At 64.1% G+C, this 24,599-nt stretch carries 22 protein-coding genes and 2 pseudogenes; 12 read left to right on the forward strand and 12 right to left on the reverse strand.

Annotated elements, in window-relative coordinates; genetic code table 11:
- Positions 1 to 44: 44 nt before the first annotated feature.
- The 4 genes and pseudogenes from HAP41_RS18985 to HAP41_RS19000 form a co-directional block, all read right to left on the reverse strand.
- Positions 45 to 2,250, reverse strand: a pseudogene (locus tag HAP41_RS18985) (xanthine dehydrogenase family protein molybdopterin-binding subunit).
- 7 nt (positions 2,251 to 2,257) lie between these two features.
- Positions 2,258 to 3,274, reverse strand: a complete 1,017-nt coding sequence (locus tag HAP41_RS18990; RefSeq protein ID WP_166098233.1) for an FAD binding domain-containing protein — start codon at positions 3,272 to 3,274, stop codon at positions 2,258 to 2,260.
- A complete protein-coding gene (locus HAP41_RS18995) occupies positions 3,271 to 3,762 on the reverse strand; it encodes a (2Fe-2S)-binding protein (RefSeq protein ID WP_166098228.1) in 492 nt (163 codons plus the stop codon). Before HAP41_RS18995 ends, HAP41_RS18990 begins: the two co-directional genes overlap by 4 nt.
- 143 nt (positions 3,763 to 3,905) lie before the next feature.
- Positions 3,906 to 4,385 carry an Lrp/AsnC family transcriptional regulator gene (locus HAP41_RS19000; protein ID WP_014496633.1) on the reverse strand — a complete coding sequence of 160 codons (480 nt, stop codon included), beginning with the start codon at positions 4,383 to 4,385 and terminating at the stop codon, positions 3,906 to 3,908.
- A gap of 141 nt (positions 4,386 to 4,526) precedes the next feature.
- Between HAP41_RS19000 and ald the strand changes: the two genes are divergently transcribed.
- Complete coding sequence (gene ald / locus HAP41_RS19005; protein ID WP_166098221.1) at positions 4,527 to 5,642, forward strand: alanine dehydrogenase; 1,116 nt, start codon at positions 4,527 to 4,529, stop codon at positions 5,640 to 5,642.
- A gap of 3 nt (positions 5,643 to 5,645) precedes the next feature.
- Here the strand turns inward: ald and HAP41_RS19010 are convergent, their stop codons facing one another.
- The 3 genes from HAP41_RS19010 to HAP41_RS19020 all read right to left on the reverse strand — a co-directional run bounded on the left by HAP41_RS19010 (position 5,646) and on the right by HAP41_RS19020 (position 8,558).
- Positions 5,646 to 6,281: a 2-hydroxychromene-2-carboxylate isomerase gene (locus HAP41_RS19010; RefSeq protein ID WP_166098218.1), complete on the reverse strand. Its 636-nt coding sequence runs from the start codon at positions 6,279 to 6,281 to the stop codon at positions 5,646 to 5,648.
- Positions 6,282 to 6,432: 151 nt separating this feature from the next.
- Complete coding sequence (locus tag HAP41_RS19015; protein ID WP_166098215.1) at positions 6,433 to 8,343, reverse strand: flavin-containing monooxygenase; 1,911 nt, start codon at positions 8,341 to 8,343, stop codon at positions 6,433 to 6,435.
- Entirely contained in the window at positions 8,340 to 8,558 is a 219-nt protein-coding gene (locus HAP41_RS19020) for a hypothetical protein (protein ID WP_166098212.1), read from the reverse strand. Before HAP41_RS19020 ends, HAP41_RS19015 begins: the two co-directional genes overlap by 4 nt.
- A gap of 305 nt (positions 8,559 to 8,863) precedes the next feature.
- On the opposite strand from HAP41_RS19020, the gene HAP41_RS19025 reads away from it, so the two are divergent.
- From HAP41_RS19025 to HAP41_RS19045, 5 genes and pseudogenes are all read left to right on the forward strand, one after another.
- Positions 8,864 to 9,832, forward strand: a complete 969-nt coding sequence (locus tag HAP41_RS19025; RefSeq protein ID WP_166098208.1) for a branched-chain amino acid ABC transporter permease — start codon at positions 8,864 to 8,866, stop codon at positions 9,830 to 9,832.
- Between the two features lie 2 nt (positions 9,833 to 9,834).
- Positions 9,835 to 10,590 carry an ABC transporter ATP-binding protein gene (locus HAP41_RS19030; protein ID WP_166098203.1) on the forward strand — a complete coding sequence of 252 codons (756 nt, stop codon included), beginning with the start codon at positions 9,835 to 9,837 and terminating at the stop codon, positions 10,588 to 10,590.
- Positions 10,587 to 11,300: pseudogene (locus HAP41_RS19035) on the forward strand (ABC transporter ATP-binding protein). The gene HAP41_RS19030 and the pseudogene HAP41_RS19035 overlap by 4 nt, the downstream one beginning before the upstream one ends.
- Positions 11,301 to 11,463: 163 nt before the next feature.
- A complete protein-coding gene (locus HAP41_RS19040; protein ID WP_063984492.1) occupies positions 11,464 to 11,682 on the forward strand; it encodes a hypothetical protein in 219 nt (72 codons plus the stop codon).
- A 110-nt stretch (positions 11,683 to 11,792) separates the two neighbouring features.
- Positions 11,793 to 12,851, forward strand: a complete 1,059-nt coding sequence (locus HAP41_RS19045) for a YeiH family protein (protein WP_038941923.1) — start codon at positions 11,793 to 11,795, stop codon at positions 12,849 to 12,851.
- 205 nt (positions 12,852 to 13,056) lie between these two features.
- Here the strand turns inward: HAP41_RS19045 and HAP41_RS19050 are convergent, their stop codons facing one another.
- From HAP41_RS19050 to HAP41_RS19070, 5 genes are all read right to left on the reverse strand, one after another.
- Entirely contained in the window at positions 13,057 to 13,929 is an 873-nt protein-coding gene (locus HAP41_RS19050; protein WP_085400672.1) for an ABC transporter ATP-binding protein, read from the reverse strand.
- Positions 13,926 to 14,837, reverse strand: a complete 912-nt coding sequence (locus HAP41_RS19055) for an ABC transporter permease (RefSeq protein ID WP_176400458.1) — start codon at positions 14,835 to 14,837, stop codon at positions 13,926 to 13,928. Before HAP41_RS19055 ends, HAP41_RS19050 begins: the two co-directional genes overlap by 4 nt.
- Entirely contained in the window at positions 14,834 to 16,255 is a 1,422-nt protein-coding gene (locus HAP41_RS19060; RefSeq protein WP_166098198.1) for an ABC transporter substrate-binding protein, read from the reverse strand. The genes HAP41_RS19055 and HAP41_RS19060 overlap by 4 nt, the downstream gene beginning before the upstream one ends.
- A gap of 165 nt (positions 16,256 to 16,420) precedes the next feature.
- The gene (locus HAP41_RS19065) at positions 16,421 to 17,194 is read right to left on the reverse strand and encodes a Crp/Fnr family transcriptional regulator (protein ID WP_166098193.1); all 774 of its coding nucleotides are present in this window, start codon (positions 17,192 to 17,194) and stop codon (positions 16,421 to 16,423) included.
- Between the two features lie 194 nt (positions 17,195 to 17,388).
- Positions 17,389 to 17,685 (reverse strand): gamma-butyrobetaine hydroxylase-like domain-containing protein, encoded by a 297-nt coding sequence (locus HAP41_RS19070; RefSeq protein WP_166105916.1) that lies wholly within the window; start codon positions 17,683 to 17,685, stop codon positions 17,389 to 17,391.
- 207 nt (positions 17,686 to 17,892) lie between these two features.
- Between HAP41_RS19070 and HAP41_RS19075 the strand changes: the two genes are divergently transcribed.
- From HAP41_RS19075 to ytfQ, 6 genes are all read left to right on the forward strand, one after another.
- Positions 17,893 to 18,666 (forward strand): ferredoxin--NADP reductase, encoded by a 774-nt coding sequence (locus HAP41_RS19075; RefSeq protein WP_166098188.1) that lies wholly within the window; start codon positions 17,893 to 17,895, stop codon positions 18,664 to 18,666.
- Between the two features lie 100 nt (positions 18,667 to 18,766).
- Positions 18,767 to 20,509: a fumarate reductase/succinate dehydrogenase flavoprotein subunit gene (locus tag HAP41_RS19080; protein WP_014496614.1), complete on the forward strand. Its 1,743-nt coding sequence runs from the start codon at positions 18,767 to 18,769 to the stop codon at positions 20,507 to 20,509.
- Positions 20,510 to 20,540: 31 nt separating this feature from the next.
- The gene (locus tag HAP41_RS19085) at positions 20,541 to 20,774 is read left to right on the forward strand and encodes a 4Fe-4S dicluster domain-containing protein (protein ID WP_008141081.1); all 234 of its coding nucleotides are present in this window, start codon (positions 20,541 to 20,543) and stop codon (positions 20,772 to 20,774) included.
- A gap of 2 nt (positions 20,775 to 20,776) precedes the next feature.
- Positions 20,777 to 21,754 carry a HEAT repeat domain-containing protein gene (locus HAP41_RS19090; protein ID WP_166098182.1) on the forward strand — a complete coding sequence of 326 codons (978 nt, stop codon included), beginning with the start codon at positions 20,777 to 20,779 and terminating at the stop codon, positions 21,752 to 21,754.
- 132 nt (positions 21,755 to 21,886) lie between these two features.
- Positions 21,887 to 23,059, forward strand: a complete 1,173-nt coding sequence (locus HAP41_RS19095; protein ID WP_166098177.1) for a fumarylacetoacetate hydrolase family protein — start codon at positions 21,887 to 21,889, stop codon at positions 23,057 to 23,059.
- A 458-nt stretch (positions 23,060 to 23,517) separates the two neighbouring features.
- Positions 23,518 to 24,483: a galactofuranose ABC transporter, galactofuranose-binding protein YtfQ gene (gene ytfQ / locus HAP41_RS19100; protein ID WP_166098173.1), complete on the forward strand. Its 966-nt coding sequence runs from the start codon at positions 23,518 to 23,520 to the stop codon at positions 24,481 to 24,483.
- Positions 24,484 to 24,599 lie beyond the last annotated feature (116 nt).

The raw sequence follows: 24,599 nt of genomic DNA on the forward strand, positions 1-24,599 counted from the left end.
TCTATGACAATCGCCCGATCCAGCGGGGATCGTGTGACGGGCGATTAGTCCAGCAACTTGTCCAGCGTGATCGGGAAGCGCCGGATGCGCTTGCCGGTGGCGTGATAGACTGCGTTCGCGATCGCCGCAGGTACGCCGACGATGCCGATTTCGCCAATGCCCTTGACGCCCAGCTTGTTGATCCGGTCGTCGGGTTCGTCGACGAAGATGACGTCGATGTCGTGAACGTCGGCATTCACGGGAATGTGGTACTCGGCGATGTTCGCGTTCATGATCCTGCCGAAGCGGTGATCCATCACCGTCTCCTCGTGCAGCGCCATTTCCGATGCCCCAGACCACGCCGCCCATGATCTGGCTGCGGCCGGTCTTGGTATTGAGGATCCGTCCGGCTGCGACCGCGCTCACGACGCGCGTGACGCGGATGACGCCCAGGTCTTCGTCGACCTTGACCTCGGCGAAGACCGCCGAATGGGTGTTGCGCGCGTGCGACTTGTCCTGCGCGAAATGATTGAGCTTCTGCTTCTCGATCCGCTCGAGCTTGCCGTGGCGCATCGCATCGGCGATCGAGACGGCACGAGCCTTGTCGCCGGCCTTGGCGATCGTGCCGTCGACAAGGATCACGTCGGGCGCATCGACGCCGCCGAGGGGCGAGGCGGGCATCGCCTTGGCGAGCCGTGCGAGCTCCTGGCGAATGTCTTCGGCCGCGCCCAGCACGGCGTGCGCGGCCGACGCCGCCATCCAGGAACCGCCTTCGACGGGGGCCTGCGGCAAGGTCGAATCGGCAAGCCTCACGTCGATATTCTCGATCGGCAGCCCGAGGGCGTCGGCGGCCACCTGGGCCACGATGGTGTAGGTGCCGGTGCCGATATCGGACGCGGCGCAGGATACCTCGGCATGGCCGTTCGACGTCAACACGATGCGGACGGCGGCCGGCATCTGAAGCGCCTCCCACACCCCCGTCGCCATGCCCCAGCCGACCAGGTCCTTGCCGTCGCGCGTGGAGCGCGGCGCAGGATTGCGCCGGCCCCAGCCGAACGCTTCCGCGCCGCGGGCGTAGCATTCGCGCAGCTGCTTGCTGGTGTAGGGCAGGTCTTCACTCTGGTCGCGGTCCGAATAGCACCTCAATCGCAGCTCGATCGGGTCGAGCTTGAGCGCGACGGCCAATTCGTCCATGGCGCATTCGAGCGCGCAGACGCCGGAGGCGGCGCCAGGCGCGCGCATGTCGCAGGGTGTGGAGACGTCGAGATCGACGAGCGTATGGGAGAAGAGGCTGTTCGGGCTCTTGTACAGCTGTTCCGCCCAGCCGCTGTCATTGCGCGAAAAATCCTCGTAGCGCGAAGTCACGGCGGTGGCCTCGTGCGTGACGGCATCGAGCGTGCCGTCGGGCCTTGCGCCGAGCGCGACGCGCTCGATGGTCATCGGCCGGTAGCCGAGCCCGTACATCTGCTGCCGTGTCAGGACGACACGAACGGATCGCTTGAGTTCGAGCGCGGCAAGCGTCGCCAGCACCACCTGGTATTGCGGCCGCAATCCGGAGCCGAAGGCACCGCCGACATAGGGCGAGATCACGCGGAGGTCATCGGGCTTCTTGTTGAACACACTGCATAGATATTTGTGGACGTTCTGGACGCCTTGCGTCTTGTCATAGACGGTAAGCCTGCCGCTGCCGTCTCGGACCACCGTGGTCGCATAGAGCTCCATCGGGTTGTGGTGCTCGGTCGGGAGGACGTAATCCGCCTGGTGCCGCACAGCGGCCCCAGCCAGCGCCGCGGCGGCGTCGCCGCGCGGCTTGTGCGGCCGATCCACTTTGCCGGCTTTGCCATGTTCGGATTCGAGATCGGTTGCAAATGCCTCCCGGTCGTATTCAACGCGCACGCGGGTCGCAGCGAATTTAGCGGTTTCCCAGTCATCCGCCACGACGAGCGCGATGGGCTGGCCGTTGAACCAGATCCTGTCGTCATAGAGCGGGCGGAAGGGCGAGCCCTTCTCCGGCGCCACCTCGTCCTTCCAGGCATCGTCATTGTCGGCGAGGGGCGGACGATGCGCATGCGTAAGCACGTCGACCACGCCCTTCACTTGCAGCGCGTCGCTGGCGTCGAGGCGAGCGATACGTCCGCGCGGAATCGTGGCCTCGACGACGAAGCCATGGAGGAGGCCGTCTGCCGGGAATTCGCCTGCATATTTGGCGGCTCCGGTGACCTTGGCGCGGCCATCGACGCGGGACGTTGGCGTTCCGACATAGGCGTTCATCGGTCCCTCACGCGATTTTCTTGTGAGCCTGTGATTGTGGCGTGGCGCTCGCGGCCTGTATCAGCGTACGCACGATGGCGCGGCGTGCGAGCTCGATCTTGAAGCGGTTATGTGCGCGGGCCGTTGCCCCGTGCAGCAGCAGATCGGCCGCGCGCGAGAAGTGGTCCGGCGTCGCCGCCCGGCCGCGCAAGGCCGCTTCGGCCTCAAGGCTGCGCCAGGGCTTGTGAGCCACGCCGCCGAGCGCCAGTCGGGCTTCGCTGATCGCGTTGCCATCCAGTTCGAGCGCGGCCGCGACCGAGACCAAAGCAAAAGCATAGGACAGCCGGTCGCGGATTTTCAGATAGCTGTAGTTGCGGGCAAAGCCGTGCTTGGGAAGTTCGACGGCCACGATGATCTCGCCGGTGCCGAGATTTGTATCGACATGAGGTTTGTCCTCCGGGAGTCGATGGAAATCGGTCAATGCGACAGTGCGCTGGCCGGAGGGACCTGCGATGTGCACGAGCGCACCGAGCGCAGCAAGTGCGACGCTCATGTCGGACGGGTTGGTCGCGATGCAGGACGCGCTCGTACCGAGGATTGCGTGGTTGCGGTTGAGGCCGTCGATTGCCGAGCAGCCGCTGCCGGGATCTCGCTTGTTGCAGGGCGTCGCCGTGTCATAAAAGTAGGCGCAGCGCGTGCGCTGCATCAGGTTGCCGCCAACGGAGGCCATATTGCGCAATTGCGCGGAAGCGCCGGCGAGGATGGCGCCGGCGAGCAGGGGGTAGCGCTGCTCGACAAGCGGATGGTAAGCGAGGTCTGAATTCGGTACCAAGGCGCCGATGCGCAGGCCTCCGTCGGCCGTCTCCTCGATGTCGCGGAGCGGCAGGCGGGAGATGTCGATCAGCCGGGAGGGCCGCTCGACATTTTCTTTCATCAGGTCGATCAGATTGGTGCCGCCGGCAATCAGCTTGGCGCCGGGATCGGCGGCCAGCAAGTGGATCGCATCGGCGATGTCGGTGGCGCGGGAATATTGGAAGTTGTTCATGGCTGGCCCATTGCCTGCTGGATCGCAGCGACGATGTTCGGATAGGCGCCGCAACGGCAGAGATTTCCGCTCATCAGCTCTCTGATCTCGTCGGCATCCCGGGCGCGGCCTTCGGCCAGAAGGCCCGCGGCCGAGCAAATCTGTCCCGGCGTGCAATAGCCGCACTGAAAGGCGTCGTGGTCGATGAACGCCTGCTGCACAGGATGAAGCGTTCCGTCCTTGGCAAGGCCTTCGATCGTCGTGATCTCGGCGCCGTCCTTCATGACGGCGAGCGTCAGGCAGGAATTGACGCGCCGACCGTCGATCAGCACGGTGCAGGCGCCGCATTGGCCGTGATCGCAGCCTTTCTTGGTGCCGGTCAGCGCAAGATGGTCACGCAGGGCATCCAGAAGCGTGGTCCAGGGCACGAGATCGAGCGTGTGGCCGACGCCATTGACGACGATATGAACTGGAATGCGTTCGGGAATCTCGTGCGTGACATCGCTCATGTCCTGCTCCCTGCGACGGCGACTGAGCCGAGACGTCAGCCGAGCTGACGCGGAGGCACCGTTGCCTCCGCTTGCCAATGGCCTCCAACTTACAACCGGCCGCTTGGTTCCCTGCCGGGAATTATGGCGCCCGCGACACAGTGTCAGCGCTTGGCTTCGCCGAAGACCACCGTCGGCACCGCGCGGTTGACGATCTCGCGCAGCGCGAAGCTCGATTGGACCCGCGCCACGCGCGGCAGGCGCGACAACTCGGTACGGTGGATGCGCTCGAAATCCTGGATGTCGCGGGCGAGCACGATCAGGATGTAGTCGTCGGTGCCGGACATCAGAAAGCAGCGCACGACGGACGGGCATTTCACCACCTCGGCCTCGAACGCCTTCAGTGCCTCGTCGCTCTGGCTCTCCAGCGCAATGCGGACCAGCACCGTCGTGGTGAGGCCGAATTGCGCGAGATCGAGCGCAGCCTGGTAGGCCTGGATGTAGCCGTCGTCCTCCAGCGCCTTCTGCCGCCGCGCCAGCGCCGTGCTTGATAGCCCGACCTTCGCGGCGAGCTCGGTGTGGCTGGCCCGCGCATTGGTGGTGAGTTCCGCGAGGATGGCGAGATCTTTCCGGTCGAGGGCCAAGGTTTCGTTTCCAGCGTGAAAGGGCGTTTGCACGCCGGAAACCGGCGCGGGGAGGTCGAAGCTAGCGGATATTTGCACGAAACCAAACTGGCCCGATCGCTACGATGACGGGGTGAATCAGGACGTTGGAAGGAGCCCAAAATGCGCGTCGGTGTGCCCAAGGAGATCAAGGTGCAGGAATATCGCGTCGGGCTCACCCCGGGCGCGGTCCGCGAATATGTCGCGGCCGGGCACCAGGTGACGGTCGAGACCGGTGCCGGCAGCGGCATCGGCGCTTCCGACGAGGTGTACCAGCGGGCAGGGGCCGCGATCGCGGAGAACGCCCGTGACATCTTCGCCAGCTCCGACATGATCGTGAAGGTAAAGGAGCCGCAGAGAAGCGAATGGGCCCAGCTCCGCGAAGGCCAGATCCTGTTTACTTATCTCCATCTTGCGCCGGATCCCGAACAGGCCAAGGGGCTGCTCGCTTCCGGTTGCACTGCGGTCGCTTATGAGACCGTCACCGACGCGGCCGGTCACCTCCCCCTGCTTGCGCCGATGAGCGAAGTCGCCGGCCGTCTCGCCGTCGAAGCCGCCGGCGCCGCGCTCAAGCGATCGGCCGGCGGCCGCGGGGTGCTGCTCGGCGGTGTGCCCGGCGTGCAGCCGGCGCGCGTCGTCGTGCTCGGCGGCGGCGTGGTGGGAACGCAGGCCGCGCGCATGGCGGCGGGCCTCGGTGCGGAAGTCACTGTGATCGACCGCTCGATTCCCCGTCTACGCGAGCTGGACGATGTCTTTCTCGGGCGGGTGCGCACCCGCTTCTCGACCATCGAAGCGGTCGAGGACGAGGTGTTCGCCGCCGACGTCGTGATCGGAGCGGTGCTGGTGCCGGGCGCCAGCGCTCCAAAGCTCGTCACGCGCGCGATGCTCAAGTCGATGCGGCCGGGCGCCGTGCTGGTCGACGTCGCGATCGACCAGGGCGGCTGCTTCGAGACCTCGCATCCGACAACGCACGCCGATCCGACCTATCAGGTCGACGGCGTCGTGCATTATTGCGTCGCCAACATGCCGGGCGCGGTGCCGGTGACGTCGAGCCAGGCGCTGAACAACGCAACGCTGCCGTTCGGCCTGATGCTCGCGAACAAGGGCTTTGCCGCGGTTCTGGAAAATCCGCATTTGCGCAACGGACTGAACGTGCATCGTGGCCGCATAACCAACAAGGCGGTTGCCGAGAGCCTCGGGCTGGAATTTGCCCCGGTCGAGAGCGGCCTCGCCGCGTAACGGCTACACTGATTTGCGGTGGCGGCTGCCGAGCGCGGCCTCGATCGTTTCCGGACGCTCGATCCGTTCGATCAGCATGTCGATGCGATCACCGCCCCAGAACAGTTCGCCGTTGAAGACCATGGTCGGTACACCGAACACGCCGAGTGCTTCGGCCTCGTCGATGATGCGGTCGTGCTCGGCGCGGGCAGGGCCGTTGACGTAGGCTTCGAACTCGCTCGCCGAGCCGCCGCACGCGGTGATGACGTCCGTGATTGCGGCGAGATCGTCGATCTCGAGCTCATGGCTCCAGAATTCGCGGAACACCGTGTCGTGATAAGGGCGGAAGAAGCCGTGCCGCTGTGCGAACAGCATGCCGACGCTGGAATAGAAGGCGTCGTAGATCCGACGCGGCCCCTTCATAACGAGCCCTTGCGCATTGGCATAGCGCCGCGCGTCCATATAAGCGTAACGCACCTTGCGCCAGAAATGCGGCGTGCGCTCCTCGACCGTCCCCATGAATTCGGCGACGCGCAGCGTATAGGGCAGCCATTCGAGCTCGACGCCGTGCGTCTCCTCGAGCGAGAACAGCCGCTTGTTGGCGACGAACGCGTAGGGGCTCTTGTAGTCGGTGAAGACGCGGACAAGCGGCTTGGGCATTGGCGGCTTCCCTCGGCGTACGGCGCTCCTGGTTGTGCGGGAGATTAACCCGCGAATTCCGTCATTGCGAGCGCAGCGAAGCAATCCAGAGTATCTCCGCGGAAGGATTCTGGATTGCTTCGCTGCGCTCGCAATGACGACGAGGTGAGGTTTACGCCTTCGTCAACCTGTACTGCCCCAGATCCGGATCATGCGTCATGCGCCAGTAGTCCACGAACCGCCAGGGCATCGCGGAAAACACGCGGCCGCTCGAATTGCGATAATAGGTGCTCATGCCGGGATGGGTCCAGATCATCGTCTCGTGCTCGGCATCGACCTTCTGGACGTAGTCGTCCAGCACCTCCTTGCGGACGTCGATGGCGGCGACGTCTTGCTCGATCATGTCGGCGAGGCAGGCGGAAATATAGCGGCTCTGGCATTCCGACTGGAAGATGACGCTGCCGCCATGGGCGGGGCCGGAGTTGGGGCCGAGCATGCAGAAGAAGTTCGGAAAGTCCGGCACGGTGAGGCCGAGGAACGCCGTCGGATTGTCGTTCGCCCAGGCCTCGCGCAGATCCTTGCCGCCGCGGCCGCTGATGTTGAGGCGTGCCGCCATCTCCGTCACCTTGAAACCGGTGGCGACGACGATGATGTCCGCGGGGCGGTGCTCGCCGTCAGCGGTGACGATGCCGTCGCGATCGAAATGATCGATCGTGTCGGTGACGAGCTCGACATTGTCCCGCGTCAGCGTCCTGAACCAGTTGTTGTCAAGCAGGATGCGCTTGCCATAGGGCGGATAGGTCGGCACGCATTTGGCGATCAGGTCGGGGCGGTCCTTCAGCTCGGTGAGGATGAAATCGGTCAGCTCCTGGCGATGCCGGTCATTGCCCTTGTTGACGGCGCGCTCGGGATGCGGCCAGGCCGGGTCCTTGCGCAGGAACGGCAGCAGACCGTCGCCATAGCGCCAGAACATGTTGAAACGATACCACTGCACATAGAACGGCAGATGCGCGAGCAGCCAGCGCGCGCCCTCGCTGATCGGATCGGAATAGCCCTTAACGGGCCGCGCCCATTGCGCGCTGCGTTGATAGACCGTGACGGAGGCGACGCGGCCGGCGATTGACGGCACCAGCTGCATCGATGTCGCGCCGGTGCCGATCACGGCAACATGCTTGCCGTCGAGATTGATGTCGTCCGACCATAGAGCCGAATGCAGGATCGTGCCCTTGAAGTCTCCCTCGCCCTTGAAGCGGGCGCGAGAGGGATCGTTGAGCTGGCCGATGGCGGAGACTAGTGCGGTGGATTCAAAGGTCTCTTCGCCGTTCTGGGTCTTCAACGTCGAGATCCAGCGCCGCTTGCCCTCGTCCCAGCGCGACGCTGTCAGCTCGGTATTGACGCGCAGATGCTTGCGGATTCCGTATTCCTCGGCGACCTTCAGCAGATATCCGAGCAGCTCCTCGCGCTGGCAGAAATAGCGCGTCCATGCATTGCCCGAGCCGAACGAGTAGGAATAGGAATGGTTCGGCGTATCGACGCCGCAGCCGGGATAGCGGTTGATCCACCAGGTGCCGCCGAGCTCGGCGTTCTTCTCGACGATGGTGTAGGGGATGCCGAGATGGCCGAGTGCGACGCCGAGCGCGATGGCGCAGACGCCGGCGCCGACGATCAGGACGTGCTGGCCGGCAAGCTTCTCGGCGGAGGGGCGCTTCGTCCATTGCGGCTCGCGCGCTACAAATCCCATCTCCTCGCGCATCAGCGGTGCATATTCCGGCGCGACGTTCTCGCCGAGGCAGGCGCGCATCATCTTGAGCAGCAGCGCTTCGCCGGGATCAGTGATGACGGGTTTTGGCGCGCCGTCGGCAAACAGCTTGACCACTGCGGCACGAATTTCGTCCTGGACCTCCCGGGGCACGCCGGCCTCCGGATCGGGAATGAGACGGATGTCGCGCTTGGGCAAGTACGGCGGCTCGAGCCAGCGCTCATCGCCGGTCATGTGCACCAGCACCATCAGCAGGCAGCGGATATCGCCTTCGGCGATCGCGGAGACGAGATCGAGCGGCTTTTGTGGAGATGCGATGTTCATGGCGTGTCCTGATCTCCGGATGCATTGAAGAGGCCGCGCGTCATCAGCTTGCGATAGGCGGAGATGACGTGGTCGGGCACGGCGGTGACGCCGTCAGCCGAATAGGAGTAGCGGCGGCTGAGATAGCCGCGCGCGCCCATGAGCATGTGGACGATGGCCTCGAATTCCTCGTCGCTGTAATCCTCGATCGCGCCTGCCGCTCGCGCGCGGCGCAAAATGCGGACATAGGCAACCGAGATGTTGTCGAGATGTTTCTGGTAGCCGCTTCTCCGCCTTCTTCGACTTTATCCGTGAGGTGCCGGAGTTCCTGCGCATCCTCAATGAGGCCGAATTCTTCGCGCCCATCGGGCGATCTCCTGCCGCGCGGCATCGGCGGTGCCGGTGCGCGCGCGGATGAACTCGACCATGTCGAGGCCGATCTTCGGCAGGAGCTGGTCGAGCAGCTCCTGGCGGTTCTCGAAATGATTGTAATCATCTTCGACGATGTCGTGCGCATCATCTGGGGCCGGAATTCAAGTCGATGGGCATGCCCGCGGCGTTCCAGGACGTCCTGATTGCCGTGATCGCGTTCGCCGTGCTGGCGAGCCTGCCGCTGTTCACCGGCAGCAAGGCGCTGCTCGATTTCGTCATCCGCTGCTCGGCTTACGGCCTGTTCGCGACCTCGCTGAACCTGCTGGTCGGCTACACCGGCCTGACTTCGTTCGGCCACGGCATGTTCTTCGGCCTCGGCGCCTACAGTTTTGGCCTGATCATGCAGAAGTTGGGCGTGCCGATTCCCGTGGCCTTCGTCGCGACGCTGGCGATCACGGCGGTAATTGCCGCAATCATCGGCGCGATCTGCGTGCGGCTGAAGGATATCTATTTCTCCTTCGTCACGCTCGCGTTTCAGATGCTGATCCACTCGACCATCCTGTCCTGGGCCTCCTTCACCGGCGGCGACCAGGGCCTGCGTGGCGGCATTCCGCGCCCCACATTCCTCGGCATCAATCTTGCGAACCACATCCATCTCTATGTCGCGAGCTGCGCGCTTCTCATCCTCGGCCTGCTCGCGATGCGCCAGATCGCGCAATCGCCGTTCGGTTACACGTTGCGCATGATCCGCGACAATGCCGCGCGCGCAAGCTTCCTCGGCATCGACGTCTGGCGGGCCAAGCTGACTGTCTTCGTGCTGGCGGCGCTGTTTGCCGCGATGGGCGGCATGGTGATGGCGCTGTTCGTCTCTGGCGCCTATCCGGAGTTCGCCTATTGGACGATCTCGGGCGAGGGCATCTTCATCAACATGCTCGGCGGCGTCTCGACCTTCCTGGGGCCGATGGTCGGGACCGTGCTGCTGCTTCTGCTCAATGACACCGTCACGCGCTTCACCGAGTACCACGGCATCGTGCTCGGCGTGGTCATCCTGTTCTTCGCACTGGGCCTGCGCAAAGGCCTGCTGGATTTCGTTGCCGACTGGTTCGCGCACCGGCGTGACGCAGGCGAGGGGCGCTAGCGATGCTCGAGATCCGCAACCTCGCAAAATCCTTCGGCGGCGTGAAGGCGACCAACGACGTCACGCTCGATTTCCCCGACGGTTCGCTCACGGCGGTGATCGGACCGAACGGCGCGGGCAAGAGCACGTTCTTCAACCTGATTACGGGCGCCTTGAGGCCGGATTCCGGCCAGGTGCTGCTCGATGGCGTCGATCTCGCCGGCCGTTCGCCGCCGGAGATCGTGCGCCACGGCATCGGCCGCGCCTTCCAGGTGGCCAGTATCTTCAAATCGTTGACGGTGCGCGAGACCATGCATGCCGCCGTCAGCGCCGACCAGCGCTCCTCCGCGGTGCTGCACAAGCGCTTTCCCTTGCCCGAGACGCGCGACCGCGCCGAGCACGTGATGGAGCTGCTGGGCTTGGCGAGCAAGCGCAACCGCACCGCCGCGACGCTGTCGCATGGCGACCAGAAGCTGCTCGACATTGCGCTCGCTCTGGTGCTCGAGCCAAAGGTGCTGCTGCTGGACGAGCCGACTGCCGGCATGGGCCCGGAGGAGCGCTGGCGCATGATCGACAAGGTGCGCGAGCTCTGGGAGACGCAGAAAATCACCGTCGTCTTCATCGAGCACGACATGGACATCGTGTTCAAGATCGCCCCAAAGATCGTCGTGCTCTGCTACGGCCGCATCCTCGCGACCGGCACGCCCGACGAAATCCGAAGCAACAGCGCCGTGATCGAGGCCTATCTCGGCACTGAACATGCGGGGGCCGCCGCATGAGCGCGACCATTATCGAAGTCGCCGATCTCGACGTCTACTACGGCACCAGCCAGATCCTGTTCGGCGTCGGCCTCTCGGTGCGGCAGGGCGAGACCATGGCGCTTTTGGGCCGCAATGGCGCGGGCAAATCGACGACCATGAAGGCGATCATGGGGCTGGCGCCGCCGCGGCGGGGCAGGATCAGCCTGCGCGGCGCGGTGATCTCGGGCCAGAAGCCGCACCATATCGCGCGCGCCGGTCTCGGCTTCGTGCCGGAGGATCGCCAGATCTTTCCGGAGCACACGGTCGAGGACAATCTCGTCATCGGTCGCAAGAAGGGGCCGGAAGGCTAGGACGAGTGGCCGATCAAGCGCATCTACGACGTCTTCCCGCTGCTGGAGCCGCTGCGCCATCGCATCGCCGGACGTCTCTCGGGCGGGGAGCAACAGATGCTCGCCATCGCGCGCACGCTGATGGGCAACCCGGCGCTGTTGCTGCTCGATGAGCCGAGCGAGGGCCTCGCGCCGATCATCGTGCAGCGGATCGGCGAGCTGTTGCGGCAGCTCCGACAGCTCGGATCGACCGTGCTGATCGCCGAGCAGAACATGCATTTCTGCCTGGGGCTTGCGAGCCACGCCACGGTCATCGACAAGGGCCAGATCGTCTATGCCGCCGGGATCGACGAGCTGAAGGCCAACGACGCGATCCGTCGCCGCTATCTGGCGCTTTAACCGGGTTCCGGACCGCCAAACCGGCCCAAAGAAGAAAACTGTTGTCTCGGGTTCGTCAGACGGAAGGAGTTTCCCCGTCGAGGGCCAAAAACGCCAATCGCTTCCATTGCCGTTTGGGGCCGAAACGACGACATTCCATTCAGAGTTTGATGGATTGACGGTCATGGAACGCACTGGATTTGAGCCCTTCGGCGAGCAGCTGGTGTCCGCAACGGACACCCAGCCGCGATCGCGCGCCTCAAAGCTCCTGCTGCGGGCCGGCACCACGGTGTTCTGGTCGCTGGTCGCGGGCATCGTGCTCGCGCGTGCGGCCTTCTTCGAGCCGGGCGTCTATGACAGCTTCAGCCGCGTCGCCTCGCTCGCCAAAAGCCTGATCTTCTGAGCCGATTATTCCGGGCTGAGGATAGAACTTCCCTCGGCCCTGATATGCTGAAAACTTATTCCCCAATCGGCCAGCACTGCGTATAAATATTTCTCCTCTGGGAGAGATTTGTGTCGCAGAATCAAGCATCCAACCCGGCCGACGCCAAGCCAACCACTGTCGTGAGCCGTATCGCGGCGCTGATTCCGGGAATCCTCCTGTGCATCGCCGTGGCCGGTATCTCGGCCTTGCTCGAACGGGCCGAGCTGGGTGTCTTCGAGCACCCCTATGTCGAAGCGCTGGTGATGGCGATCCTGCTCGGGATGGCGCTGCGCAGCTTCTGGAAGCCGGCGCCGCGCTGGCAGGCCGGCATCGCCTTCAGCGCCAAACAGCTGCTCGAAGTCGCGGTCATGCTGCTGGGTGCCTCGATCAGCTTCGCCGCCATCGCGGCTTCCGGCGTGGCGCTGCTGGCATCGATCGCCGCGGTCGTCGTGATCGCGCTCTGCGTCTCCTTCGGCCTCAGTCGCATGCTGGGCCTGTCGACGCGGCTCTCGATCCTGATCGCGTGCGGCAATTCCATCTGCGGCAATTCCGCGATCGCCGCCGTGGCGCCGATCATCGGCGCTAACAACGACGAGATCGCGTCCTCGATTTCCTTTACGGCGATCCTCGGCGTGATGATGGTGCTGGGCCTGCCGCTGCTGATTCCGCTGCTGCAATTGTCGGCCACGCAATATGGCATCCTCGCAGGCCTCACCGTCTACGCGGTGCCGCAGGTGCTTGCGGCAACGGTGCCGGCCGGGCTCGTTTCGACGCAGATCGGCACGCTGGTGAAGCTGATGCGCGTGCTGATGCTCGGGCCCGTCGTCGTCGGTCTCTCCCTGGTCGCCTCGCGCTGGCAGACCGGCGCCAAGAAATCCAATGTCGGCTTCTTCCGCCTGGTCCCCTGGTTCATCCTCGGCTTCCTTGCGCTGGCGACCCTGCGCTCCCTGGAGATCGTGCCGGGCACGGTGGTCGGGCCGGTGACGAAGATCACGAGCTTCCTGACCGTGGTCTCGATGGCGGCGCTCGGCCTCGGCGTCGACGTGAAGGTGCTGGCGAATGTCGGGGGCCGGGTGACGGCCGCCGTGACACTGTCGCTGATGCTGCTGCTCGGCATCAGCATCGCGCTGGTGCACTGGTTCAAGTAAGGGGCGCACAGCGGCTGCGAACTCCTCTTCCTTCTCCCCTTGTGGGAGAAGGTGGCGCGAAGCGCCGGATGAGGGGTTCTATCCGCGAGTCCGAACTGAGAGGGGAGTTTGCCGAAGCAGACCCCTCATCCGCCTTGCCTTCGGCAAGGCACCTTCTCCCACAGGGGGAGAAGGGAAGTAAGAGCGCAATCGTCGAGATGGGGCGCTAGATCACATCCGCCAGCGAATGCCCATGCAGCTCGATGTTGAGCCCTTGCATGCCCATGTCGCTGATCTCGCCGCCCATCGCCTTCAGGCTCTCCTCGCGGATCAGTGACATCAATCCGCGACGCAGCGCCAGGAATTCCGAGGACATCATCATCGATTGCTGCCGCGGCCGTTCCAGCGGGATCGGGATTTCCGCCTTGATCGAGCCGGGGCGGGCGGTCATGCAATAGACGCGGTCGGAGAGGAAGATGGCCTCGTCGATGTCGTGGGTGACGAACAGCACCGAGATCTTCAGCCGTTGCCACATGTTGGTGAGGATCTGCTGCATGATGACGCGCGTCTGCGCGTCGAGCGCGCCAAACGGCTCGTCGAGCAGCAGCACCTTCGGTCCCGTCGCGAGCGCGCGGACGATGCCGACGCGCTGCTTCATGCCGCCGGACAGCTTCTCCGGATAGTGCTTCTCGAAGGCCTCGAGCCCCGCGAGCCCGAGCAGCGTGCGCGCCGCGCGCTCGCGCTGGGAGCGCGCCATGCCGCGCATCTTCAGGCCGAACTCGACGTTCTCCCGCACCGTCTTCCACGGAAACAGCGAATATTGCTGAAACACCATGCCGCGCTCGGCGCTGGGGCCATTCACACGCTCGCCGTCGACCGTGACTACACCGGTGGTCGGCTTGAGGAAGCCGGCGACCGCATTGAGCAGCGTCGACTTTCCACAGCCGGAGGGCCCGACGATCGAGACGAACTCGCCGGGTTTCACATGAATTTGCGTGTCGGTGACGGCCTGAACCGGCCCCTCGATGCTTTCATAGCTGAGGGAGAAATTCCTGACCTCGATATGGCCCTGCGGTGCTTTGGTCAGAATTTCGTTCATTTCAGCCTCCACGGCATCACCAACTGCCCGGCGCCCCTGATAAGCAGGCTCGATCCAAGGCCAAGCACGCCGATCGCAATCATGCCGAGCGCGATGTCGGCATACTGGACAAGGGAATAGGCCTCCCAGGTGAAGTAGCCGATGCCGTATTGACCCGAGATCATCTCGGCGGCGATCAGCGATACCCAGGCCACGCCCATGCCGACGGTGAGGCCGGTGAAGATGTGCGGCATCGAAGCCGGAAAATAAACCTCGCGGAAGATCGACCGTTCTCGCGCGCCGAGACATTGCGCGGCGCGCACCAGCACGGGATCGACGAGCGACATGCCATGCAGCGTGTTGACCAGGATCGGGAAGAACGCCCCGAGGAAGGTGATGAAGACGATGCTCTGCTCGTTGGTCGGCCAAAGCATGATCGCCATCGGCACCCAGGCGATTGCCGGGATCGGCCGCAGCACCTCGGCGACCGGGAAGATGATCTCGTGCACCAGCTTGAAGCGGCCCATGATCAGGCCGAGCGGCACGCCGACCACCGCTGCGAGCGAGAAGCCGAACAAGATGCGCCGGCAGCTCAAGAGGATGTGCAGCAGGAATTTGGGATCGTGGATCGCCTTGGTGAAGCTCGCATAGACCGCCAACGGCGAGGGCACGTTGGTGAAGCGCACGAAGAATACCACGCGATAGGTCGTGAGCAGGTGCCAGACCAGCAGGAAGGCGAGCAGCGATATGATGCCGATCGCCGTCGCGCGTAGCCCCGCCCGATTGAGCCGGTACCAGCGCAGCGCGAGCGTGCCGAAGGAAGGCGGTGTCGCGGGCGGGGAAGGGGCCGGCACGGGGCCCGCCTCGGCGATTGCGGTTGCTGCCGGCATGCTGTCCTCGGGATGTCTGGCGAGGGCTGGACTGCTCACGTCTTGCCTCCGCCGACCGCCGCCTTCACCGCGTCGTCGAAGCCGAGCACCTTGCCATTGATCTTGGCGGCATAGCCTTCCGCGTCCTTCTTCAGCAGGAACGGCGCGACCTCGCCGTTGCCGACCGCGAAGAAGGCCTGGTCGGCGAACAGCTTGATGCCGCGCGTGGTGTCGAAGACGTAGGCGACGTTGATCTTCTTGCCCTTGGCCTTGTAGTCGGCATAGGCCCCTAACGTGCACGCTGCGGACGCAAACGGCAGGATGCCGGCTTCGTCGACCCAGACCTCGCCGGCCTTGCGCGGGTCGGTGATCGGCTTCTTGCAGAACGAGTCTTCGCCCGTGATCTCGTAATTCCTGGTGCTCGCAAGCTGGGCGTCATAGTCGAGCTTCATCTCGGCATAGGCCTTGCGGATGTAGGAATCATCGACCCACTTCTTCGGATCGAACTCCTTCATGCGGCCGAGATTCTGCAGCACCTTGACGTCGGTCGCGGCTGCATCGATCAGCGCCGGCTTCACCGTGGGATCGGTGGTCATGTTACCGCTGGGACCGAGGAAGATGTAGACGACTTCCTTGTTGATGCCGGTCCACTCCTGGATCTTTTCGGCCGCGAGCTTCGGATCGTCGCGCAGCCACTGGTTGGCGGCGATCAGCGCCTTGAAGTAGGCAACGACGACCTCAGGGTATTTCTCGGCGAAATCGGTGCGGACCACGATGCCGTGGAAGGTCGGCAGGTTGGTCTCAACGCCGTCAAAGATTTTTCGCGCGAAGCCGCGGAACGGCAGCAGCTCGGCGAAGGGGACGAAGTCGGCGTGCGCGTCGATCTTCTTCTCCTGCAGATTGGTCGAGCCGACCTCCGGGCTCTGGCTGACGAGCTGGAAGAAGTCGGAGGCGTAACCGCGGTCCTGCATCGCCTTCAGCACCATGCCGTGCGCGGCCGAGCCGAACGGCACGCTGACGAGCTTGCCCTTGAGATCGGCGAGATCGTAGTAGGGCGAGTCCTTGTGGACGACGAGCCCGTTGCCGGAGCCGGACAGGCTGTAAGCGGCCACGCCGATGAGGCGGCTCTTGCTCTCCGGATTGCTCTCGAAGGTGAAGCCGTTCACGATCAGCGGATAGTCGCCCATCATGCCGATCTGGAGCTTGTTCGCCATCATCGCGTTGGTGACGGGCGGGCCGGAGGTGAAATTCTGCCACTCCAGCTCGAACTTGATATTGGCGTATTTGCCGTCCTTCGGCAGATATTTCTCGAGGAGATGCAGCTGCCGGATGACGACGCCGGCGGTCACCGTGTTGGTCGTGGTGTCCTGCGTTCCAATGCCAAGGGTGACGGTTTCCGCCAAGGCCGGCTGCGCAAGGAGTAGCGCCAGCGAGGTGACCGACATCGCGATCGAGAGCGTGGGAAGATGGCGGACCATTCTCATCCTCATTCGGTTGGATGTGCTGTGGTTGCCATGATTGGGTGAGGCCGCGGGCAGGGCAAATCCGGAGTGACCGTCGCAGTCGATTAGTTGCCGGGAAAAGCTGATTGCATACTCCTTGAGCAGTCCTGCACTATAAAGCCGCTTGCCTGTGCATCGACCCTAGTCGCCGTTCTGGCCGCGCATCTCCTCGAGAGCGTCGGCCCGGCACACCACGATCTGCGAGCGCTTGGTGACGATGATTCCCTTCTCCTGCATCCGTTTCAGGCTGATCGTGACCCATTGCCTGGTCGCGCCGACCATGTGGGCGATGTCGGCATGGGTGAAGGCCGCCGCGATCACCCGGCCGTCGGCATCCTCGACACCGTAGAGCTCGACGAGGTGCAGCAGCAGGTGCGCGAGGCGCTGGGTGATCGAGCGTGTTCCCAGCATCTGCGCCAGCGCCGAATAGCATTTGCCCTTGAAGGTGAGGCCTTCAATGAGGCCGATGGCGAGGTTCGGGATCTCCACGGCAAGGGACCGCAGCTCCTTTCCGGGCAGGTGCACGACGCTGCAATTGCTGGATGCGACGCCGGACCATTGATGCACGGTGCCCTCGAACACTTCGGGTCCGCCGACGAAATTGCCGACATGCCAATAGGCCAGCGTGATCTCGCGTCCGAGCGGCGAAGTGTAGAACACGCGGATGCGGCCGCTCTCGATCAGCCAGATGCCGTCATGCTTGCCGCCCTGGCTGAACAGCGTCTGGCCGCGGTTGAGCACCTTTCGCCGGCCCTGCTTCAGCACCAGCTCCCGCTCGCGCGGCGACAGCTTGTCCATCAGCGGCGGCGGTCCGCCGATCCATTGCTGGTTCTCGGTCAGCAGCAGCGAGGAGCCTCCGGCAGGCCGGACCGTTGCGGGAACCGTCCCGCGAACCACATTGGCCGCCTGCAACATCGTCTGCCTCCGGAACGTTCAAATCGTTCTAAAGAGGAGCAATGTCCGTGCCAGCTTTACTCCGCTGTCGTCGCCCGGCCTGACCGGGCGACCCAGTATTCCAGAGGCAGCAATGGGTTATGGAGAGGCCGCGGCGTACTGGATTCCCCGCTTTCGCGGGGAATGACAGCGGAGCAAGGGGAACGGTCGAGGCCCTACCGCCCCGCCAAGCTCAGCAGATACGGCTTCGGATAAATCCCCCTGTTATGCCCATCCGAAAACGAGATGTTCAGCCCGTAGCCGAGATCGCCGATCTCGGTGATGGCGATGCCGGGAAAGCGTTCAGGGAAACGATCGTCGAAGCGGGCGCGGGTGCAGTGAGCGCATTTACAGGAGAGACGGAGCTGCTCGGCAGTGATCCCGACCACGTCGTCCTGCGTGGTGCGGACGACGAGCGTCGCGAGATCGGCGCTGGCTTCGTAGTCGGCCACCGTCGGTGCCACCAAGGTCATGGTCATGACGAACCTCCAGCTTCCTTCTATGTCGGCGCGGGCGCGCACGAATAGCAACTAATTGCCAGCGCGGACGCGTGGCCGTCTGCCTCCTCTTCAGTCACCGCCCACCAAATGTGAAACTAATCGACCGGGAATTTCACTTCCGAATTGCCGGACTCTGCTCTCTCCGAAACCTTGTGCGCCAACGATGGCTGAGGAGAGACCATGAGCGCATTTCAGAAGGAAACGGTTTTGTCGGTCCGGCACTGGACCGATAGCCTGTTCAGCTTCACGGCGACGCGCGATCCGGGCTTCCGTTTCCAGAACGGCCAGTTCGCCATGATCGGGCTGGAAGTCGAGGGCAAGGCGTTGATGCGGGCCTACAGCATGGCGAGCGCCAATCACGAGGAGGCGCTCGAGTTCTTCTCGATCAAGGTGCAGGACGGCCCGCTGACCTCGCGCCTCCAGAAGATCAGGGAAGGCGACATCATCCTGGTCGGCCGCAAGGCGACGGGCACGCTGATCACCGGCAACCTCATCCCGGGAAAGCGCCTGCTGCTGCTCTCGACCGGCACGGGCCTCGCGCCCTTCGCCAGCCTGATCAAGGACCCCGACGTCTACGAAAATTACGAGACCATCGTGCTCGCCCATGGCTGCCGCCAGGTTTCGGAACTCGCCTATGGCGAGCACCTCGTCGACGGCCTGCGCAATCACGAGTTCTTCGGCCCCCTGATCCGCGACAAGCTCGTCTACTACCCGACCGTCACCCGCGAGCCGTTCAAAAACCGCGGCCGCATCACCGATCTGATCGCCTCCAATCAGCTGTTCGACGACATCGGCCAATCCGGTCTCGATATCGAGACCGACCGCATCATGCTGTGCGGCAGCCCGGCGATGCTCGAGGAACTCCCCGCGATGTTTGCCGTGCGCGGCTTTGTCGAGGGCAACCACAGCCAGCCCGGCCATTTCGTCATTGAAAAGGCCTTCGTCGAGCGCTGAGGCGCAAATCGCGTCCCGGCGACAACTAATTGCTATCGCCGGAACGCCCCCTGAACAAATCTGATGCAAAGGCGCCGGACCGGCGAACCAGGAGCAAGTGATGGCACTAGATGAGATCGTCGACGGACTTTCGGAGGTTTCCTGCGACGTGCTCGTCATCGGCGGCGGCACGGCCGGCCCGATGGCAGCGCTGAAAGCAAAACTGAAGAACCCGAAGGCCAATGTCGTCCTGCTCGAGAAGGCCAACGTCAAGCGCTCCGGCGCGATCTCGATGGGCATGGACGGGCTCAACAACGCCGTCATCCCCGGCTACGCGACGCCGGAGCAGTACACCAAGGAAATCACCATCGCCAATGACGGGATCGTCGATCAGAAGGCGGTCTATAAATATGCGCAAAACTGCTACAAGATCATCGAGGAGCTCGACAGTTTCGGCATCCGCTTCCTGAAGAACGAGAACGGCGACTACGCCGTCAAGAAGGTGCACCACATCGGCACCTATGTGCTGCCGATGCCGAACGGCGAGACGGTCAAGAAGGCGCTCTATCGCCAGCTCCGCCGCGCCCGCATCCTGATCTCCAACCGTTACATGGCGACGCGGCTGCTCAAATCGTCCGACGGCCGCATCGCCGGCGCGATAAGCGTCAACACCCGCACCGCCGAGATCCTGGTGATCAAGGCCAAGGCCGTGATCCTCTGCATGGGCGCCGCCGGCAGGCTTGGTCTGCCGACCTCCGGCTACATGTTCGGCACCTACGAGAACGCCGCCAATTCCGGCGACGGCTATGCCATGGCCTATCACGCCGGTGCCGCGCTGGCGAACCTCGAATGTTACCAGATCAATCCGCTGATCAAGGATTATAACGGCCCGGCCTGCGCCTATGTCGCCGGTCCGTTCGGTGCCTTCACCGCCAACAACGAGGGATCGCGCTTCATCGAATGCGACTACTGGTCGGGCCAGATGATGCTGGAATTCTACAACGAGCTGCTGTCAGGCAAGGGCCCGGTGTTCCTCCAGCTCAAGCATCTCCATCCCGACACCATCTCCGAGATCGAATCCACGCTGCACAAGGTCGAGCGTCCCACGCGCGGCTTGTTCCAGCAGGGGCGAGGCGTCGATTACCGCAGCGAGTCGATCGAGATGCACATCTCCGAGATCGGCTTCTGCTCCGGCCACAGCGCCTCCGGTGTGTTCGTCGACGACAATGCGCGCACGACGGTGCCCGGCCTCTACGCCGCCGGCGATATGGCGAGCGTGCCGCACAATTACATGCTGGGCGCCTTCACCAACGGTTCGGTCGCCGGTATCGATGCCATGGAGTTCGCCGACAACCACGACTTTGCGGAGTTCGATGCCGCCGATGTCGCGCTGGAGCGCGACCGCGTGCTGGCGCCGACTAAACGCGAGGACGGCATTCCGCCGAACCAGGTCGAGTACAAGACCCGCCGCCTCGTCAACGACTACCTCCAGCCGCCGAAGGTCACCCGCAAATACGAGCTCGGCATGCGCCGCCTCGCCGAGACGCGGCAGGACATGCAGGAGCACATGATCGCGCGCAATGCGCACGAGCTGCTTCGTGCGCTCGAAGTGCAGTCGATCATGGACTGCGCCGACATGGCGGTGCACGCCTCGTTGTACCGCGAGGAGAGCCGCTGGGGCCTCTATCACTGGCGCACGGATTTCCCGGAGAAGGACAACGAGAACTGGTTCTGCCACACGTTGCTCTCCAAGCAGAACGGCAAGATGACCAGCGAGAAGCGCGCCGTGGAGCCCTATGTCGTCCCGATCGCCGACGACGAGAAGGACCTCTACGACAAGCAGCGCATCCGCGCTTCCGCCTGATCCACCGCAACATCGCAACAGGAGACATAAAATGCCTCTCGCGTCCTATCAGACATCGGTTCCGGTGGTCGTCGACGACGCCAAATGCATCGCCGACAAGGGCTGCACCGTCTGCGTCGACGTCTGCCCGCTCGACGTGCTCCGCATCAGCGACATGACCGGCAAGGCCTACATGGCCTATGACGAGTGTTGGTATTGCATGCCCTGCGAGGCCGACTGCCCGACCGGCGCCGTCACCGTCAACATTCCCTATCTGTTGAGGTGATCATGTCGAGCCCGTTCGAATCCTACGACGATCTCGAAGACGCCGATGAGCGCCTTCAGGCCGCCGATCCCGCCGAGCGCCGTGTCGCCATCATCGCGCTCGGTCACTCCGGTGATCCCGCAGCCGTCGCGCATCTCGCCAACATGGTGTCCGATCCCGATGCGGGCGTGCGCCAGCAGGTCGCGATGGCGCTCGGCGAGTTCGACGGGCCGGAGGCCGCGCGTGGGCTGGTCAAGCTGCTGGTCGATCCCGAAAGAATCGTGGCGGCGGCCGCGGCCGACAGCATGGCCGAGTTCAAGGATCCGGCCTGCGCCGAGATCATCCTGCCGCTGGTCAAGCACGCCCATGCCTTCGTCCGCATGGGCGCGCTGCGTGCGCTGAAGGAATTGCGCTGCAAGGATACGCTGAAGCCGGCGCTGGAAGCGCTCCTGGATCAGGATGCGGCCGTTCGCGTGCAGGCGATCGGCGTGATCGGCTTCCTCAAGCTGGAGGAATCCATCCCCGCGCTGACCGCGCTGATCAACGATCCCGACGCCCATGTGCGCCGCGCCGCGGTGAGCGCGCTGGCCTTCTCGCAGCTGAAGCCCGCGGCCGAGACGATCACACGCGGGCTGAAGGACTCGGACTGGATGGTGCGCGAGATGGCCGCGGAAACGCTGGGCCTCAACGTCAACGGTTCGCTCGCGGCCGATCAGCTTGTCGGCGCGCTCGCCGACGAGTTCTGGCAGGTGCGGCTGAAGGCGATCCGCAGCCTCGGCAAGATGAAGATCGAGCGCGCGGTACGCCCGATCGGCAATTGCATCAAACACGACCAGGCCAATTTGCGGAAGGAGGCGGCCGCCGCGCTCGGCGAGATCGCCCATCCCGACGGCGAGGCGTTTCTGGCCGTCATCGCCGACGATGCCGACCCTGACGTCCGCAAGAACGCGCGCTGGGCGCTCCAGCAGATCGCGGCGCGCAAAGCGCGAGCAGGCGCATAAAGGCCCGGGCAGGGGCATAGCGGCTCTTCGCTGCCGGTCTGGACTTCCCCTGCCAGACGTTTATTGGTCTTCGCCAATGGGATCGGCTGCTATTTCAGCGTGGCCGATCCGAGAAAGAGCGAGGACGCGGCCATGACGACACTGTCTGTAAAAGATCTTCTCCCCGAGGATGGAACGAAGGGGACGCTGGTCGGCCGCGTCTGGCTGCCGCAGGCGAACGGCCCGGCCGTTGTCGCCGTCCGTGGAGACGGCGTCTTCGACGTCACCGCCAGGTTTCCGACCGTCAGCGCGCTCTGCGAGGAAGACAATCCGGCCAAGGCGCTCGCCGCGGTCAAGGGCGAGCGCATCGGCGATCTCGAAGCGATCGTGGCCAACACGGCGCCAGATGGGCGCGATCCGAAAAAGCCGTGGCTGCTTGCGCCCCTCGATCTTCAGACCCTGAAGGCCGCCGGCGTCACCTTCGCCATCTCGATGCTGGAGCGCGTCATCGAAGAGCGCGCCAAGGGCAATCCGGCTTCGGCCGAAGCGATCCGGAAAGAAGTGACGCGGCTGATCGGCGACGATTTGTCGAAGCTCAAGCCGGGCTCCGACCAGGCGATGCATTTGAAGCAGGTGCTGATCGATCAGAACGCCTGGAGCCAATATCTCGAAGTGGGTATCGGTCCGGATGCCGAGGTCTTCACCAAGGCGCCGACGCTGTCGTCGGTCGGCACCGGCATGGATGCCGGCCTGCATCCGAAGTCGACCTGGAACAATCCTGAGCCCGAGCTCGTGCTGTTCGTCTCGAGCCGCGGCAAGATCGTCGGCGGCGCGCTCGGCAACGACGTCAATCTGCGCGACTTCGAGGGGCGTTCGGCGCTGCTGTTGTCGAAGGCCAAGGACAACAACGCCTCCTGCGCGATCGGCCCGTTGCTGCGTCTGTTCGACGACAGCTTCACACTCGACGACGCCCGCAAGCTCGACATCAGCCTGAACGTAAAGGGCGCGGACGGTTTCGTTCTCGACGGCCATTCCTCAATCAGCATGATCAGTCGCGATCCCACGGACCTCGTCGAGCAGACGATCGGCAAGGTCCATCAATACCCCGACGGCTTTGTGCTGTTCCTCGGCACGATGTTCGCCCCCGTCAAGGATCGCGATGCGCCGGGGCAGGGGTTCACCCACAAGCGCGACGACATCGTCACGATCGCAGCGCCCCAGCTCGGCAAGCTCGTCAACCGCATGCGCACCAGCGACGAGTGCGAGCCCTGGACGTTTGGAATCGGCGCGCTGATGAAGAACCTCGCGCAACGGAAGCTGATCTAGCTCCGCTACCCTTCGCCTCTCCCCGCACGCGGGGAGAGGCCGGATTGCATCGAAGATGCAGTCCGGGTGATGCGGACTCTCCGCGGGTCGATCTGGTCGACCTACGCCGAACTCTATCCACACCGTCATTGCGAGCGCAGCGAAGCAATCCAGAGTCCCTCCGTGGACAGATGCTGGATTGCTTCGCTGCGCTCGCAATGACGCGGAGGAGAGGTTGCGAGCCGCACATCTCCTTCATCTCCCCGTTGCATCCACGGAACAAAATCGCGCTGGGCGTGTCATTGAACCGTCCATCCCGCCAAATCGAAGTTTCGCGCGAATAGTCAAATAATATGACTAGTCGGAACTCATCTTCCGTGAAATAGTCCCTCCCGCCGCCTCAAAGGCCGGCGTGCGGGTGCCATGCTACCGATCGGCGCTCGAGATAACACAAGATGACTTCTTGGGAGATACGCTTGATGACCCTCAAAGCCCTCTTTGCGGCCAGCGCCACGGCCGCGTTGCTGCTCGCGCTGCCGGCCAGTGCCGCCGAGCTCACCATCGGCTTCTCGCAGATCGGATCGGAATCCGGCTGGCGCGCGGCCGAGACGTCGGTCTCCAAGCAGGAGGCTACCAAGCGAAAGGTCAATCTCAAGATCGCCGACGCGCAGCAGAAGCAGGAGAACCAGATCAAGGCGATCCGCTCCTTCATCGCGCAGAACGTCGATGCGATCTTCCTTGCACCCGTGGTCTCGACCGGTTGGGACTCGGTGCTGAAGGAAGCCAAGGAGGCCAAGATCCCGGTCGTGCTGCTCGACCGCGACATCGATCCCTCCGGCAAGGAGCTCTATCTCACCGCCGTGACCTCCGACAGCGTGCATGAAGGCGAGGTTGCCGGCGACTGGCTGGCCAAGACCGTCGGCGGCAAGGCCTGCAACGTCGTCGAATTGCAGGGCACGGTCGGCGCCAGCGTCGCCGCCAACCGCAAGAAGGGCTTTGACACCGCCATCGCCAAGCATGCGAACCTCAAGGTGGTGCGCAGCCAGACCGGCGACTTCACCCGCGCCAAGGGCAAGGAAGTCATGGAAAGCTTCATCAAGGCCGAAGGCGGCGGCAAGTCGATCTGCGCCGTCTACGCGCACAATGACGACATGATGGTCGGCGCGATCCAGGCGATGAAGGAAGCCGGCCTCAAGCCGGGCAAGGAGATCCTCACCGTCTCGATCGACGCGGTCCCCGACATCTTCAAGGCCATGGCCGCCGGCGAGGCCAATGCCACCGTCGAGCTGACGCCGAACATGGCGGGTCCCGCGCTCGATGCCATCGCGGCCTTCAAGGACAAGGGCACGGTGCCGCCCAAGTGGATCCAGACCGACTCCAAGCTCTATACAGCGGCTGATGATCCGCAGAAGATCTACGACAGCAAGAAGGGCCTCGGTTACTGAGGCGGGGTGCCGCGCCGGACCGCGCGTTGTGGTCCGGCAGCCCCCTTCGAAACCGCTGCGCGAACGAATAGGCTGGGTGTCCGCGGCATAAGCGGACGCCGGTGGGAGTGACGTCG

This window comes from Bradyrhizobium barranii subsp. apii, assembly GCF_011516635.5.
Taxonomy (GTDB): Bacteria; Pseudomonadota; Alphaproteobacteria; order Rhizobiales; family Xanthobacteraceae; genus Bradyrhizobium; species Bradyrhizobium barranii.